This window comes from Hydrogenophaga sp. SL48 (assembly GCF_021729865.1).
Classification (GTDB): Bacteria; Pseudomonadota; Gammaproteobacteria; order Burkholderiales; family Burkholderiaceae_C; genus Hydrogenophaga.
Genome location: NZ_CP063400.1, coordinates 1,475,860 through 1,490,334 on the forward strand (window position 1 = coordinate 1,475,860; position 14,475 = coordinate 1,490,334).

At 66.4% G+C, this 14,475-nt stretch carries 11 protein-coding genes; 5 read left to right on the forward strand and 6 right to left on the reverse strand.

The genetic code is table 11. The features are described from left to right. Positions 1–2: 2 nt before the first annotated feature. Positions 3–776 carry a hydroxyacylglutathione hydrolase gene (gene gloB / locus IM738_RS07040; RefSeq protein WP_236965163.1) on the reverse strand — a complete coding sequence of 258 codons (774 nt, stop codon included), beginning with the start codon at positions 774–776 and terminating at the stop codon, positions 3–5. 89 nt (positions 777–865) lie between these two features. Between gloB and IM738_RS07045 the strand changes: the two genes are divergently transcribed. The 4 genes from IM738_RS07045 to IM738_RS07060 all read left to right on the forward strand — a co-directional run bounded on the left by IM738_RS07045 (position 866) and on the right by IM738_RS07060 (position 6,690). Beyond that, on the forward strand, positions 866–1,684 hold the full coding sequence (locus IM738_RS07045; RefSeq protein ID WP_236965164.1) for a class I SAM-dependent methyltransferase: 819 nt from the start codon (positions 866–868) through the stop codon (positions 1,682–1,684). Positions 1,685–1,709: 25 nt separating this feature from the next. Continuing rightward, positions 1,710–2,144, forward strand: coding sequence for a ribonuclease HI (gene rnhA, locus IM738_RS07050; RefSeq protein WP_236965165.1), 435 nt, complete (start codon positions 1,710–1,712; stop codon positions 2,142–2,144). A gap of 152 nt (positions 2,145–2,296) precedes the next feature. Further along, entirely contained in the window at positions 2,297–3,580 is a 1,284-nt protein-coding gene (locus tag IM738_RS07055; protein WP_236965166.1) for an efflux RND transporter periplasmic adaptor subunit, read from the forward strand. A 17-nt stretch (positions 3,581–3,597) separates the two neighbouring features. Continuing rightward, positions 3,598–6,690 carry an efflux RND transporter permease subunit gene (locus tag IM738_RS07060; protein ID WP_236965167.1) on the forward strand — a complete coding sequence of 1,031 codons (3,093 nt, stop codon included), beginning with the start codon at positions 3,598–3,600 and terminating at the stop codon, positions 6,688–6,690. Positions 6,691–6,766: 76 nt separating this feature from the next. On the opposite strand, the gene moeA is transcribed toward IM738_RS07060, so the two are convergent. The 5 genes from moeA to IM738_RS07085 form a co-directional block, all read right to left on the reverse strand. Next, complete coding sequence (gene moeA, locus IM738_RS07065) at positions 6,767–8,047, reverse strand: molybdopterin molybdotransferase MoeA (protein WP_236965168.1); 1,281 nt, start codon at positions 8,045–8,047, stop codon at positions 6,767–6,769. A 26-nt stretch (positions 8,048–8,073) separates the two neighbouring features. After that, positions 8,074–8,697, reverse strand: coding sequence for a molybdenum cofactor guanylyltransferase MobA (mobA, locus tag IM738_RS07070; protein ID WP_236965169.1), 624 nt, complete (start codon positions 8,695–8,697; stop codon positions 8,074–8,076). 159 nt (positions 8,698–8,856) lie between these two features. Next, positions 8,857–9,972, reverse strand: a complete 1,116-nt coding sequence (gene moaA / locus IM738_RS07075; protein ID WP_236965170.1) for a GTP 3',8-cyclase MoaA — start codon at positions 9,970–9,972, stop codon at positions 8,857–8,859. Positions 9,973–10,054: 82 nt separating this feature from the next. Then, the gene (locus IM738_RS07080) at positions 10,055–10,876 is read right to left on the reverse strand and encodes a metal-dependent hydrolase (RefSeq protein WP_236965171.1); all 822 of its coding nucleotides are present in this window, start codon (positions 10,874–10,876) and stop codon (positions 10,055–10,057) included. A 183-nt stretch (positions 10,877–11,059) separates the two neighbouring features. Continuing rightward, entirely contained in the window at positions 11,060–13,573 is a 2,514-nt protein-coding gene (locus tag IM738_RS07085; RefSeq protein ID WP_236965172.1) for a sodium-translocating pyrophosphatase, read from the reverse strand. A 296-nt stretch (positions 13,574–13,869) separates the two neighbouring features. Here IM738_RS07085 and ppa point away from each other — a divergent pair, with 296 nt between their 5' ends. Further along, positions 13,870–14,406 carry an inorganic diphosphatase gene (gene ppa / locus IM738_RS07090; protein WP_236965173.1) on the forward strand — a complete coding sequence of 179 codons (537 nt, stop codon included), beginning with the start codon at positions 13,870–13,872 and terminating at the stop codon, positions 14,404–14,406. The last annotated feature ends 69 nt before the right edge of the window (positions 14,407–14,475 follow it).

The following is a 14,475-nucleotide window of genomic DNA, read 5'->3' on the forward strand; positions in this document are numbered from 1 at the left end:
GCTCACTGGTAGGTGTTTTTCCAGGCGCGCAGCGTGGTGAACACGCCCAACGGACCAGGGGATGAATGGGGATCGTGCGCGCGGGCGGTCTGCTCGACGGCCGGCACATGGGCTCTCAGAAAAGGATTGATCTGTTTTTCCAGTTCGATGGAGCTGGGCAGCGTGGGAAGGTTCCGCTCGCGCAACCTTTGGCAGCGTTCCTCGTAGGCGCTCAACACCGCGTTGCCCGGCTCCACCGCACGGGCGAAGCGCAGGTTGGACAGCGTGTATTCGTGCGTGCAGCAGACCCGGGTGGCGCCGGGCAGCGCGGCCAGGCGGGTGAGCGAATCCAGCATCTGGGCCGGCGTGCCTTCGAAGAGGCGACCACAGCCCGCAGAGAACAGGGTGTCGCCACAGAACAGCAGGGGTGCACCATCCGCCTCGGCACAGAAGTAGGCGATGTGGCCAGACGTGTGGCCGGGCACCTCTATCACTTCGAAGTTCAAGCCCAGCGCCGTCACCCCCTCACCGCCGCCCACACGCTGAAGCGGTTCGGGCATGGGCTCGAAAGCTGGGCCGATCACGCGCGCGCCGGTGGCTTCGCGCAGGGCGGCCACGCCGCCCACATGGTCGGCGTGGTGATGGGTGATCAGGATGGTGTCGAGGGTGAGCTGGTGCTGGGTCAGCCAGTCCATCACGCCGCTGGCCTCGCCCGGATCGACCACCAATGCACGTCGACCGTCGTGCCATACCCAGATGTAGTTGTCGCTGAAGGCCGGGACGGGAAACAAGGTCATGGCGCGAAACCCGGGGAGCGGGCGTGTAGAGTATCTGGACCGGGGCCGAGGGCGGCGACCTCTGCCAGACCGACGTTGCAACACCCCACATGAACCCTCCGATTATAAGTTTGACCGACTGGTTTCAGACCGCTCCAGGTGGGTATCTTCTGGCCTGGGAAAAGGCTCAGTTTGATCTCTCGGTGGCCAACCTGTTTGGCTACAACGCCTTGCAACTGGGGCTGTCCGAACTGCACACGCTGGAGGCCAACCGCATGCCCCACCGCTGGCTGGCGCTGCCCGAGGAGTTCATGGGAGAGACGGTGCTCGGGTCGCGCGGCGATGAAGACCGGCTCGCCCCATCGAACGGATCGCCGCGCGTGGCCCTGGTCACCAACGCCGCCGCGCTGCCCTTCCCGGAAGCCAGCATCGACCTGGTGGTGCTGCCTCACACGCTGGAGTTGAGTGCCGACCCCCACCATGTGCTGCGAGAGGTGGAGCGGGTGCTCGTGCCCGAAGGCCGGGTGGTGATTTCCGGGTTCAATCCCAACAGCCTCTGGGGTCTGCGGCAAAGCCGTGGTCGGCTGGCCGACCGCATGGGTCTCTCGGCATGGGGCGTGTCCCGTCTGTACCTGCCGGAGGCCGGTGACTTCATCGGTCCGGGGCGTTTGCGCGACTGGTTGCGGCTGCTGAGTTTTGAAGTAGAGTCGGAGCGCTTTGGCTGCTACAGGCCAGCGGTTCGCAGCGACAAGTGGCTGCAGCGCATGGCCTGGATGGACCGGGCCGGCCCCCGCTGGTGGCCCATCTTTGGCGCCGTCTATTTTGTGGTGGCGGTCAAGCGGGTGCGCGGCGTTCGCCTGCTCGGGCCGGCCTGGCGTCCGCGCCGCACGGTGATGGCGGCGCCGGTGTCGGTCGCCAACCGCCATTGACTTTTTTTCTCCTGGAGACCCTCTTTTGAACCATGTGGTGATGTACACCGACGGCGCCTGCAAAGGCAATCCTGGCCCGGGCGGCTGGGGCGTGTTCCTCAAGGCCGGCGGGCACGAAAAAGAACTCTGGGGCGGTGAACGCGAAACCACCAACAACCGCATGGAACTGACCGCCGTGATCGAGGGCCTGGCGGCGCTCAAGCGGCCGTGCAAGGTGGCGGTGTACCTGGACAGCCAGTACGTGCGCAAGGGCATCACCGAGTGGATCCACGGCTGGAAAACCAAGGGCTGGAAGACGGCTGCCAAAGAACCGGTGAAGAACGCCGACCTGTGGCAGAAGCTCGATGCGCTGGTGCACGACGGCGTGCACCACATCGAGTGGCATTGGGTCAAAGGCCATGCCGGCGACCCCGGCAACGAGCGCGCCGACGCGCTGGCCAACCGGGGTGTGCCCGGCTGACTGAGTGACCGGCCCGGGCGCCGCGGGCACCAAATGGGCATTGAACTTGTCGGTGCGGCTTCGGCTCAAGCACTGCTACATTGCATTTGGTCACTTTTGCGGTGGGCTGCCGCTGGCGGACCCCTTCGCCATTCATCTCCAGGTTCCTGCACATGGCACACAAGAAGTTCTACATCTGGGTCGCTGTCGGTGGTCTGGCGCTGGCGTCCGCCGGCGCGTGGTGGTTCCAGAACAAAACGCCCGCACGAACCGTGACCGGTGCGGCCGCTGGCTCCCCGGGCGCTGCCTCCGGACCCGGCAATCCGGCCGGTGCTGTGCCGGGTGGCGGCCAGGGTGGTGCTGGTGGTGGCGGCATGCCCGGGGTCGAGGTGGTGCAGGTCGGCACCATGCGCCTGCAGGACGATGCCGAGGCGGTGGGTACATTGCGCTCGCGCCAAAGCGTGACGCTGCGGCCCGAGGTGAGTGGGCGGGTGGCCAATGTCGCGTTTGCCGACGGCGCCAGGGTGCGCAAAGGCCAGCTGCTGGTGCAGTTCGACGACACCCTGCAGCGTGCCGAACTGAGCCAGGCGCAGGCCCAGCTCTCCATCGCCCGCGCCAACCTCAAACGCAACCAGGAACTGGTCGCCGAGAACTTCGTGGCCCGCCGGGTGCTTGACGAAAGCCAGGCCAATCTGCAAGTGGCCGAGGCGCAGGTGGCGCTCGCCCAGGCCCGCCTCGCACGCATGCGCATCACGGCGCCGTTTGACGGCACGCTCGGTTTGCGCAGCGTGAACCTGGGCGATTACGTGAAAGATGGGGCCGATCTGGTGAACCTCGAAGACACGTCCGCGCTCACCGTCGACTTCCGGTTGCCCGAGCGCTACCAGGCACGCATCGCCGCGGGCCAGGTGGTGCAGGTGCGGCTCGATGCCTTGCCGGGCCAGAATTTCAGCGCGCGCGTGCAGGCGGTCGACCCCTTGCTCGATGCCAACGGACGCTCGGTGTCGGTGCGCGCGACGCTGCCGCCGTCGCCGAAGGGTGAGCTGCGCCCCGGCATGTTCGCGCGCGTGACCACGATTTTCTCGGTGAATGACGCGGCCCTGGTGGTGCCAGAAGAAGCCATCGTGCCGCAAGCGGGCAAGCAGTTCGTGTTCCGCCTGGTGGACGAAGGCGAGGGCGACGCAAGGAAGCGCGTGTCGCGCCGCACCGAGGTTCAGCTCGGCGTTCGGCGCGGCCCGCAGGTGCAGGTGATGTCCGGCCTGTCGGTCGGTGACACGGTGGTGGTGGCCGGTCAGCAGCGCCTGCAGAAAGACGGCACGCCGGTCCGCGTGGTGGACATGAGCCGTCCCGGCGGCGGCCAGCCCGCTGGTGGAAAGCCGGGTGCCACCCCGCAGCCCGGCGCGCCAGCGGCGGGCGAAGCGCCTGGCGCCGCGCCCGCGGCGAAAAGCGCTGGCTGACCGTCAGGAGACCTGCCATGCAACTGCCCGAAATCTCCATCCGGCGCCCGGTGTTTGCATCGGTGCTGTCCATGCTCATCCTGCTGGTGGGCGCGGTGGCCTTCAATGCGCTGACGGTGCGCGAGTACCCCAAGATTGACGAGCCCACGGTCTCGGTGCAGACACGGTTTGTGGGGGCGTCCAGCGAGGTGATGGAGTCCCAGATCACCAAGACGCTGGAAGATTCACTGGCGGGCATTGAGGGGGTGGACCTGATCACCTCCACCAGCCGGCAGGAGCAGAGCAACATCACGGTGCGCTTCAAGCTCGAGCGTGATCCCGACTCGGCGGCCGCCGACGTGCGCGACAAAGTCAGCCGTGTTCGACAGCGCCTGCCCCAAGGCATCGATGAGCCGGTGATCGCCAAGGTCGAGGCCGATGCGTTCCCGGTGATCTGGCTGGCACTCAGCTCCGACACCCACAGCGCCTTGCAGTTGTCCGATTTCGCCAACCGGCTGGCCAAGCCGGTGCTGCAGACCGCGCCCGGTGCGGCGGACGTGCGGGTGTACGGCGAGCGCAAGTACTCCATGCGCATCTGGATCGACCCCGACCGTCTGGCCGCCTACCGACTGACGGTGCAGGATGTGGAAGACGCGCTGCGCCGCTCCAACCTGGAGGTGCCAGCCGGCCGCATCGAGAGCTCGTTGCGCGAGTTCAATGTGACGGCGGCGACCGATCTGCAGACGCCGGAACAATTCCGAGAGGTCACGCTGCGCACCGTCAACGGCCAGTCGATCAGGCTCGGCGATGTGGCGCGCGTGGTGCAGGGCCCGCAGGACGAACGCACTTCCGTTCGGCTCAATGGTCGAGATTCGGTGTCGCTGGGCGTGATCCGGCAGGCCACGGCCAACCCGCTGGAACTCTCGGCCGGCGTGCGCCAGTTGCTGGAGAAGGTCAAGACCGACCTGCCACCGGGCGTGACGGTGGACATCGCCAACGACAACTCGGTGTTCATCGACCGCTCCATCAAGGCCGTGTACACGACCATCGCCGAGGCGGTGGTGCTGGTGGCGCTGGTGATCTTTGTCTTTCTGCGCACGCTGCGCGCGTCCATCATCCCGCTGGTCACGATTCCCGTCAGCCTGATCGGCGCCTTCGCGCTGATGGGGCTGTTCGGTTTCTCGATCAACACGCTCACCCTGCTGGCCCTGGTGCTCGCCATCGGCCTGGTGGTGGACGACTCCATCGTGGTGCTGGAGAACATCTACCGCCACATCGAAGAGGGCCTGAAACCGTTCGATGCGGCGATCAAAGGCGCCCGGGAAATCGGGTTTGCGGTGGTGGCCATGACCTTGACGCTTGCGGCCGTGTACGCGCCGCTGGCGTTCACCCCCGGGCGCACCGGCCGCCTGTTCGCAGAGTTCGCGCTCGCGTTGGCCGGCGCGGTGGTGGTGTCGGGCTTTGTCGCGCTCACGCTGTCGCCCATGCTGTCGTCGCGGCTCTTGCGCCACAACCCGAACCCGGGCCGGTTTGACCGCTTCATGGAGCGGGTGCTCGTTGGCATGACCAATGCATACAGCTCGGTGCTGGCGATGGCGCTGCGCGCCCGCTGGGTGGTGGTGGCCGTGATGGTGGCGAGCGCGGTGGGCAGCTGGTTGCTGCTGCAGTCCACCAAGCAGGAGCTGGCGCCACTGGAGGACCGAGGCGTGATCCTCGCCAACATCAACGGTCCTGACGGCGCCACGCTGGCTTACACCCGGCGCTACGCCGAAGCCATCGAGCGCATCGGCCGTGAGTACCCCGAGTTCGACCGCATCTTTGCCAACATCGGCAATCCCACCGTGGCCCAGGGCAGCGTGTTTCTGCGCGCCACCCCGTGGGAAGAGCGCAGCCGCACGACGCAGGAGATCGCTCGCGAGCTCGCGCCGCGCTTCGCCAGCCTGCCCGGCATCAGCGCGATCCCGATCACACCGCCATCGCTCGGGCAGGGCTTTCGCGAGCGCCCGATCAACTACGTGATCGTCACCTCCGACAGCTACCAGAACCTCTCGCGCGTGGTGCGGCAGTTCCAGGACGAACTCGCCAAGCACCCCGGCTTCTTGCAGGTGGACACCGACCTGCGCCTGAACAAACCCGAAATCCGCATGGACGTGGACCGCGAGCGGGCCGCCGACATGGGCGTGAACGTCGATGTGATTGCGCGCACGGTCGAGACCATGCTGGGTGGCCGGGTCGTGACGCGCTACAAGCGCGACGGCGAGCAATACGACGTGGTGGTCCAGACCGTCTCGGGGGACCGCAGTGCGCCCGAGGACATTGATGGCCTGTTCGTGCGCGGCCGGGGCGAGGCCATGATCCCGCTGGCGTCGCTGGTGACCTTGCGCGAGGTCGTGGTGCCGCGCGAGCTGAACCACTTCGGGCAACGCCGCAGCGCGTCCATCACGGCCAACCTCTCGCCCGAGCTGGCCCTGGGCGACGCGCTCAAGGTCATGGACGGCATCGCCACCGAGATCATGCCTTCGGGCTATACCACCGACCTCAACGGCCAGAGCCGTGAGTTCAAGAACTCTTCGGGGTCGCTGGCCATCGTGTTCGCGCTCTCGCTGCTGTTCATCTACCTGGTGCTGGCGGCGCAGTTCGAGAGTTTTGTCGATCCGCTGATCATCATGCTCAGCGTGCCGCTGTCGATGCTCGGCGCGCTGCTGGCGCTCAAGTTCAGCGGCGGCACGCTCAACGTGTTCAGCCAGATCGGGCTCATCACCCTGGTGGGCCTGATCACCAAACACGGCATCCTGATCGTCGAGTTTTCCAACCAGCTGCGCGAGCAGGGCCTGGACAAGCTGGAAGCGGTCAAGCAGGCGGCCGCGCTGCGCCTGCGCCCGATCATGATGACCACTGGCGCCATGGTGCTGGGCGCCATGCCGCTGGCCCTGGCCTCCGGCGCGGGCGCCGAGAGCCGTCAGCAGATCGGCTGGGTGATCGTGGGTGGCATGAGCCTGGGCACGCTGCTCACCATCTTCGTGGTGCCGACCATGTACATGCTGCTGGCGCGTGACCGGCATGGCTCGCGGGTGCTGCCGGCGGAAGCGCCGCCGGCCGGGTCGCACGGCGAGGTGCTGGTGGCCAAGTGATGAAATGATGGTCTGCTGAGCGCGGCTCCCGGACTTTCGGATTCCCGCTGGTGAAGGTCCCCCGAGGGCGCCGGTTTCAGATCACGCCGTCGAACATCATCACGTCCACCTCGTCGCCCACGGCCACGTTGCCCTGGGCGTGGTGCAGCACGATCAGGCCGTTGGCCTGCACCATGGAGCTCAACACGCCCGAGCCCTGGTTGCCGGTGGTGCGCACGCTCAAGTGACCGTCGGTGCCACGGGTCACGGTGCCGCGCTGGTACTCGGTGCGGCCGGGTTTCTTGCGCAGGGCCTCGGCGCTGCGGGCCGTGAGCAGCACCGGCTCGATGACCACGCTGCCCATCAAACGTTGCAGGGCAGGGCGCACGAAGGCGAGGAAGGTGACCATCACGGCGACCGGGTTGCCCGGTAGTCCGAAGAGGATGGAAGACTTGCCCATCTCCTCGATTCGCCCCACGGCCATCGGACGCCCCGGCCGCATGGCAATGCGCCAGAACGCCACATCGCCCAGCTGTTTCATCATGGCCTTGGTGTGATCGGCCTCGCCCATGCTGACGCCGCCGCTGGTGATGATGGCGTCGGCCTCGCGGGCGGCCTGGCGGAAGGCAGCCTCCAGGGCAGCGGGCTCGTCTTTCACCACACCCATGTCGATCACCTCCACCCCCAGGCGCGTGAGCAGGCCAAAGACGGTGTAGCGGTTGCTGTCGTACACCGCGCCCTCGCGCAGCGGTTCGCCCAGGCTGAGGATTTCGTCGCCGGTGGAGAAATAGGCCACCTTGATGCGGCGGAACACCGGCACCTGGGCCAGGCCCAGGCTGGCGATCAGGCCGAGCGCGGCGGGGCCGAGCGTCTGGCCCTGTCGCATGGCGGGCTGGCCGGCCATGAGGTCTTCGCCGAGGAAGCGGCGGTTGTCACCGCGCTGCAGCACGTCGGCCGGGAGGTGGACCTCATCGCCTTCAACCTTCACCAGTTCGAGCGGCACCACCGTGTCCATGCCCGGGGGCATGATGGCGCCGGTCATGATCTTCACGCAGGCGCCTGCGCCCGCCTCACCCGCCCAGGCCTTGCCGGCGAAGGCCGTGCCTTCGGCTTGGCGCAGGGTGAGGGGCTGGCCTTTGGTCAGCTGGCTGCCGTCAAAGGCAAATCCGTCCATGGCCGAGTTGTCGTGCGGCGGCACGCTGATGGGCGAGACCACGTCCTGCGCGAGCACACGGCCGAGCGCGGCGAACACGCCCACCTGCTCGGTGTCGGTCACGGGGTCGACCAGTTTGGCGAGGAACTGGTTGACGCTGGCGGCCGCCAGCGCCTGGGGGTCGTAGCCCTGCAGGGCGGCGGCGATCTGTTCGATCGTGGACATGGAGAAGCGTTGGAAGTGGCAGAAACTCAGGCGCCTTCGAGCGACTGCAGTTCGGCCAGGGTGTTGGCGTTGAAGAAGGCTTGTGGGTGATCGCCGGGCTGGTCGAAGGGCACGACCACCGTCTTGTGCTGATCGGTCCAGCGGTCGATCTTGCGACCCCCGGCCTGTGTGAACGCCACCAGGCTCTCCAGCAGGCTCACGCGCAGCAGGCAGAACACGGGCTGGGTGCGCAGCTGGCCGTCTTCCTCGCGGGCGGCGGCCATGGCGATTTCGGTGGATGCATCGTCGAACGCGGAGGCCAGGCGCCGGGCCAAGTCCATCGGGAACAGCGGCGTATCGCAGGGCACCGTGAGCAGGTAGGGCGTTTCACAGCGCTCCATGCCGGTGAGGAAACCGGCCAACGGGCCGGCGAAGTCGGACAGCGTGTCGGGCCAGACCGGGTGGCCAAAGGCCTCGTACGCCGCGAGGTTGCGGTTGGCGTTCACCAGCAGTTCGCCGATCAGCCCACCCTCCTGCAACTGCAGGCGCAGCAGGGTGTGCAGCGCCAGCGGCGTGCCATTGAAATTCTGCAGGCCTTTGTCGACCCCGCCCATGCGCGAGCCGCGGCCACCGGCGAGCACGAGGGCGGTGATTTCAGAGGGATGGATCAAGAGAAACCTCGCAAAGTGAGTGCATGTGTCAGCGGGTGGCTCAATGAAAGTCTCCGGAGCGAAGTGACAGAAATCCAGGATGCAGTGGAACCGGCTTGCCGGGCCGCTTGCATCGCCCCCTTGGGGGGTGACGCCGCAGGCGGCGCAGGGGGGACTCCTCTACCCCCCGATGTAACTCATCTCCACCCGGCGCCCGCCCGTGGATGCATCGGGTGGCATGGACGCGCGCAACTCCGAGTAGCGGTCGTCGCGGCCCTGCCAGATGGCGGCGATGGCGCTGGCCAGGTCGGCGTCGCTGGTGCCGTTGCGCAGCAAGTGACGCAGGTCGTGGCCCTGGCTGGCGAAAAGGCAGAGGTAGAGCTTGCCTTCGGTGGACAGGCGGGCGCGGTTGCAGTCGCGGCAAAAGGCTTGCGTGACGCTGCTGATGACGCCGATTTCGCCTGAGCCGTCGGCATAGCCCCAGCGCTCGGCGGTCTCACCGGGGGACGAAGGATCGAGCTGCACCAGCGGCAGCTCGGCGTGGATCTTGGCGACCACCTCGGCGCTGGGCATCACCTCGTCCATGCGCCAGCCGTTGGTGGCGCCGACGTCCATGTATTCGATGAAGCGCAGCACGATGCCCGTGCCTTTGAAGTGGCGCGCCATCGGCAGGATTTCATGCTCGTTGGTGCCGCGCTTGACCACCATGTTGATCTTGATCGGCCCCAGGCCCGCCGCCCGGGCGGCCTCGATGCCGTTCAGCACGTCGGCCACGGGGAAGTCGACATCGTTCATGGCGCGGAACACCGCGTCGTCCAGCCCGTCCAGGCTGACGGTCACGCGCTGCAGACCGGCCGCCTTGAGGGCCTTGGCCTTGCGCTCCAGCAGAGAGCCGTTGGTGGTGAGGGTGATGTCCAGCGGCCGGCCTTCGGTGGTGCGCAAGGCGGCCAGCTGTTCGATCAGGATTTCCAGGTTCTTGCGCAGCAACGGCTCGCCACCGGTGAGGCGGATCTTCTGCACGCCGTGGTCCACAAACCGGTTCGCCAGGCGGGTGATCTCTTCGAAAGAGAGCAGGGCGCTGTGCGGGAGGTAAGGGTAGTCCTTGTCGAAAATCGACTTGGGCATGCAGTAGCTGCAGCGGAAGTTGCAGCGGTCGGTGACGCTGATGCGCAGGTCGCGCAACGGCCGGCCCAGCGCGTCGCCCAGCAGGCCGGTGGCGGCGATGGGCATCGAGGGAATGCGGGCCGCCAGCGACGCCATGCGCTGGTCAACAAGGGGGATCACGCGGTCGGACATGCCCGCATTATGGTGGACGCTGCATACCCGCTGGGCCTGTGAGCCCTGTCATTGCAAGGGCTTCGGTGGCATTGAACAGACATCAACCAGAGCCGACGGCGAGGTAGGCGCTGGCGTTGTCGACGAGCCATCGGGCAGAAAGATCGCTGTGCTGCTGGTTGGGGTGGAAGTCGCGGCGGAAATAGGCGCGCCAGGGGTTGAAGCTCTGACGCAGCAGGCCGTCGCGCCCCAGCAGATGCCGTGTGCCGCTGACCCACGTGGACCAGCGCCAGAGCGTGCCGTCGCGCCACAGGTTGTGCGCGGTCTGGCGCAGCGTGTCAGACAGGAAGATCACGGTCACGCGCCGCATCCACCTGACGCGCCAGCCGTGGCTGCCGCCCAGCGCCTGGTACAGATCGAACGCGGTGTTTTTGTGCTCGGCCTCTTCGGCGCTGTGCCAGAGCCACAGGGTCTTGAGGCGCGGTTCGCAGCCGTCGAGCAGGTGCGGGTGCGAGAGCATCCATTCGGCGAACAGGGCGGTGAAGTGTTCGTTGGCCGCCGTGATAGCGAGACCGTGGCGCGGGTCGCTGCCTTCCATGAGCTGAAGGCGCTTCCGAGCCCGTGGCTCCCAGGCGTTGTGCAGGCCGTGTCGTTCCAGCTGCGCGTTGAACAGCGCATGGATGCGGCGGTGGGTCGCCTCCTGACCAATGAAGCCTTGCACCTCTTCTCGGGACCGCGCCTGCTGCTCGGGCGGAAGGGCTTTCAGGCCGTTGCGCACCGAGTCGATGAAAAACTGCTCGCCCACGGGAAAGCTCATCGACAGCGCATTGAACCAGGCGGTCAGAAACGCGTCGCCGTTGCACCAGTGGCGGGCCACGGGCGTCTCCAGATCGATCAGCAGGCGTCGGACGACGAGTTCGGTCATGGTTGGTGTGGGTCGGAGAAGACGTCTTCATGGTACTGCTCCGACCTGGGTTTTGCACAGCGATGTCCTGATCCGCTGTCGCCTTCAGCACCCGCCTCGGGTGGCCCGATTGGGTGTCCTTCAGATAAAAAAGGCCCCGCAAGCAGTGCCTGCGGGGCCAGGGAATTCAGAGACTCAAAGGACTCAGTTCAGCATCACCTCGACGCGACGCGCAAGATGGGCCGGCCCGTCGGCCTGGGCCTGCTCAGGTTTCTTGAGCTCGATCTTGTCCTCAGCCACGCCGGCGCCCTTGAGCAGGGCGGCCACGGCCATGGCGCGCTGCTTGGCCAGTTCGGCGTTCTTGGCGGGGTCGCCAGCCGCGTCGTGGAAACCGCTGATCACCACCTTTTTGCCCGTGGCCGCGCCAGCGACCACCTGCTCCAGCGCCTTGCCGCCCCCTTCGGCCACGTCCGCCTTGCCGCTGGCAAAGAAGAACTTGACCACGCCACCTTCCACCACCACGGAAGCGCCGTCGGCAACCGGTGCGGCAGGCGCCGCCACAGTGGGGGCGGGCATGGCTGCAGCTGGTGCGCTGGCAGCGGGAGCCGAAGCGACCTCCGCCGCAGGCGCGTGGGCCGAGCTCGCTTGGCCCGGGCCTGCGGCCACTGGCAGCAGCGGCACGATCAGCAAGGCCACGATGTTGATGATCTTGATCAGCGGGTTCACGGCCGGGCCGGCGGTGTCTTTGTAGGGGTCGCCCACGGTGTCACCGGTCACGGCGGCCTTGTGCGCATCGCTGCCCTTGCCACCGTGGTGGCCGTCTTCGATGTACTTCTTGGCGTTGTCCCAGGCGCCACCACCGGTGCACATGGAGATGGCGACGAACAGGCCGGTCACGATGGTGCCCATGAGCAGGCCACCGAGCGCCTTCGGGCCAAGCAACAGGCCGACCAGGATCGGCACCACGACCGGCAGCAGCGACGGAATCACCATCTCCTTGATGGCGGCCGTGGTCAGCATGTCGACCGCGCGGCCGTACTCGGGCTTGGCCGTGCCTTCCATGATGCCCTTGATCTCCTTGAACTGGCGGCGCACCTCCACCACCACGGCGCCAGCGGCGCGACCCACGGCTTCCATGGCCATGGCGCCGAACAGGTAGGGGATCATGCCGCCGATGAACAGGCCCACGATCACCATCGGATCGGAGAGGTCAAAGCTGATCTGGTGTCCGTAGGATTCCAGCTTGTGGGTGTAGTCGGCGAACAGCACCAGCGCTGCCAGACCGGCCGAGCCGATGGCGTAGCCCTTGGTCACGGCCTTGGTGGTGTTGCCCACCGCGTCCAGCGGGTCGGTCACGTCGCGCACGCTCTTGGGCAGCTCGGCCATTTCGGCGATGCCCCCGGCGTTGTCGGTGATGGGGCCATAGGCGTCCAGCGCGACCACGATGCCGGCCATGCTGAGCATGGACGTGGCGGCCACGGCAATGCCGAACAGGCCGGCCAGCCAATAGGCCACGATGATGGCGACGCACACAAACAGCACCGGCCAGGCGGTGGAACGCATCGACACGCCCAGGCCCGCGATGATGTTGGTGCCGTGGCCGGTGGTGGAGGCCTGTGCGATGTGCCGCACCGGCGAGTACTGCGTGCCGGTGTAGAACTCGGTGATCCAGACCAGCGCGGCCGTGAGCACCAGGCCCACCGCGCAGGCGCCGAACAGCTTCATCTGGCTGCCGCTGGCGCTGATCGCGTTGTCCGGCATGATCCAGAGGGTCACGAAATAGAAGGCGATCAGCGACAGCACACCGGCCACCGCCAGGCCCTTGTAGAGCGCGGGCATCACGTTCTTCATGCCCGGGCTGGCCTTCACGAAGAAGCAGCCGATGATGGACGCGATGATGGACACGCCGCCCAGCACCAGCGGATACAGCACGGCCTGCATGGGTGCTGCGGCCACCATCAGGGCGCCGAGCACCATGGTGGCGATCAGCGTGACCGCATAGGTCTCGAACAGGTCGGCGGCCATGCCGGCGCAGTCGCCCACGTTGTCGCCCACGTTGTCGGCGATCACAGCCGGGTTGCGCGGGTCGTCTTCCGGAATGCCGGCCTCGACCTTGCCCACCAGATCGGCGCCGACGTCAGCGCCCTTGGTAAAGATGCCGCCGCCCAGACGGGCGAAGATGGAAATGAGCGACGAGCCGAAGGCAAAGCCGATCAGCGGGTTGAGCAGGGTGGCCAGGTTCTTGTCGGGGGTGAGGTTTCCGTTGCCGACCAGGAACCAGAAGAATCCCGCCACGCCCAGCAGGCCCAGGCCGACCACCAGCATGCCGGTGATGGCGCCACCGCGGAAGGCCACGTCCAGCGCCGGGCCGATGCCCTTGGTGGCGGCCTGCGCGGTGCGCACGTTGGCGCGCACCGAGACGTTCATGCCGATGAAGCCGCAGGCACCCGAGAGCACCGCACCCAGCACGAAGCCGATGGCCGTGGTGCTGTCAAGGAACACACCGATCAGGATGGCCAGCACCACGCCCACGATGGCGATGGTCTTGTACTGTCGTGCGAGGTAGGCCGCAGCACCGGTCTGGATGGCCCCGGCGATTTCCTGCATGCGGGCGTTGCCCGCGTCCTGAGAAAGAATCCAGCTTCGGGACCAGAAACCGTAGGCCACGGCCACCAGTCCACACACCAGCGCAAAGATCAGCGCAGATTGTCCAACCATAGAGATTTCTCCTGCTCATTCGTTTCGACTTGGAGGGGGCAACGCTTTGAGGATGGCCCCCGCTGCGTTGCTTCCTCGGGTCCTCTTGCTACAGTGGGTGCAGCAAGGCAGGGCGATTGGCCAACGGGCCGAATTTAGCGGGAAATGCTTCGATTGGGAAATGATCTGGATCAGTCAGTAAGGCTGGGATCAGTAAAATCAGGGTAAATCCCAGCCGCGCATGGTCTCGTCAGCGACGTCGTCCCCGATTCCTGTCCGCGCGGCTGTTCCCCTTTCCATCAACTCTCAGAAAAACCATGTCTCTCGACAACGTCACCCCTGGCAGCAAAGTCCCCGACGCGTTCAACGTGATCATCGAAATCCCGATGAACGCCGATCCGATCAAGTACGAAGTGGACAAGGAAACCGGCGCGATCTTCGTGGACCGCTTCATGAGCACCGCCATGCACTACCCGACCAACTACGGTTATGTGCCCAAGACCCTGTCGGGTGACGGTGACCCGGTGGACGTGCTGGTGATCACACCTGTGCCGCTGATCCCTGGCGTGGTGGTGCCATGCCGCGCGATCGGCATCCTGAAGATGCAGGACGAAGCCGGTGAAGACGGCAAGGTGCTGGCGGTGCCGATCGACAAGATCCTGTCGATCTACACCCAGTGGCAAAAGCCCGAAGACCTGAACCCGATGCGCCTGAACACCATCCAGCACTTCTTTGAGCACTACAAAGACCTGGAGCCGGGCAAGTGGGTCAAGATCCTGGGCTGGGAAGGCAAAGACGCCGCCCACAAGGAGATCATGGACGGCATCGCCGCCTACAACGCCAAGAAAGACTGAGCTTTCCTTTCAGGCCACAGGCCTGGGGTTGTGGTTCAAAGAAAAAGCCTGCCAGGTTGCCCTGGCAGG

Excerpts from the sequence above, each read along its gene's own strand:
- gloB (WP_236965163.1), bottom strand. The coding sequence starts at position 776 with ATGACCTTGTTTCCCGTCCCGGCCTTCAGCGACAACTACATCTGGGTA.
- IM738_RS07045 (WP_236965164.1), top strand. The coding sequence starts at position 866 with ATGAACCCTCCGATTATAAGTTTGACCGACTGGTTTCAGACCGCTCCA.
- IM738_RS07055 (WP_236965166.1), top strand. The coding sequence starts at position 2,297 with ATGGCACACAAGAAGTTCTACATCTGGGTCGCTGTCGGTGGTCTGGCG.
- IM738_RS07060 (WP_236965167.1), top strand. The coding sequence starts at position 3,598 with ATGCAACTGCCCGAAATCTCCATCCGGCGCCCGGTGTTTGCATCGGTG.
- moeA (WP_236965168.1), bottom strand. The coding sequence starts at position 8,047 with ATGTCCACGATCGAACAGATCGCCGCCGCCCTGCAGGGCTACGACCCC.
- moaA (WP_236965170.1), bottom strand. The coding sequence starts at position 9,972 with ATGTCCGACCGCGTGATCCCCCTTGTTGACCAGCGCATGGCGTCGCTG.
- IM738_RS07080 (WP_236965171.1), bottom strand. The coding sequence starts at position 10,876 with ATGACCGAACTCGTCGTCCGACGCCTGCTGATCGATCTGGAGACGCCC.
- IM738_RS07085 (WP_236965172.1), bottom strand. The coding sequence starts at position 13,573 with ATGGTTGGACAATCTGCGCTGATCTTTGCGCTGGTGTGTGGACTGGTG.
- ppa (WP_236965173.1), top strand. The coding sequence starts at position 13,870 with ATGTCTCTCGACAACGTCACCCCTGGCAGCAAAGTCCCCGACGCGTTC.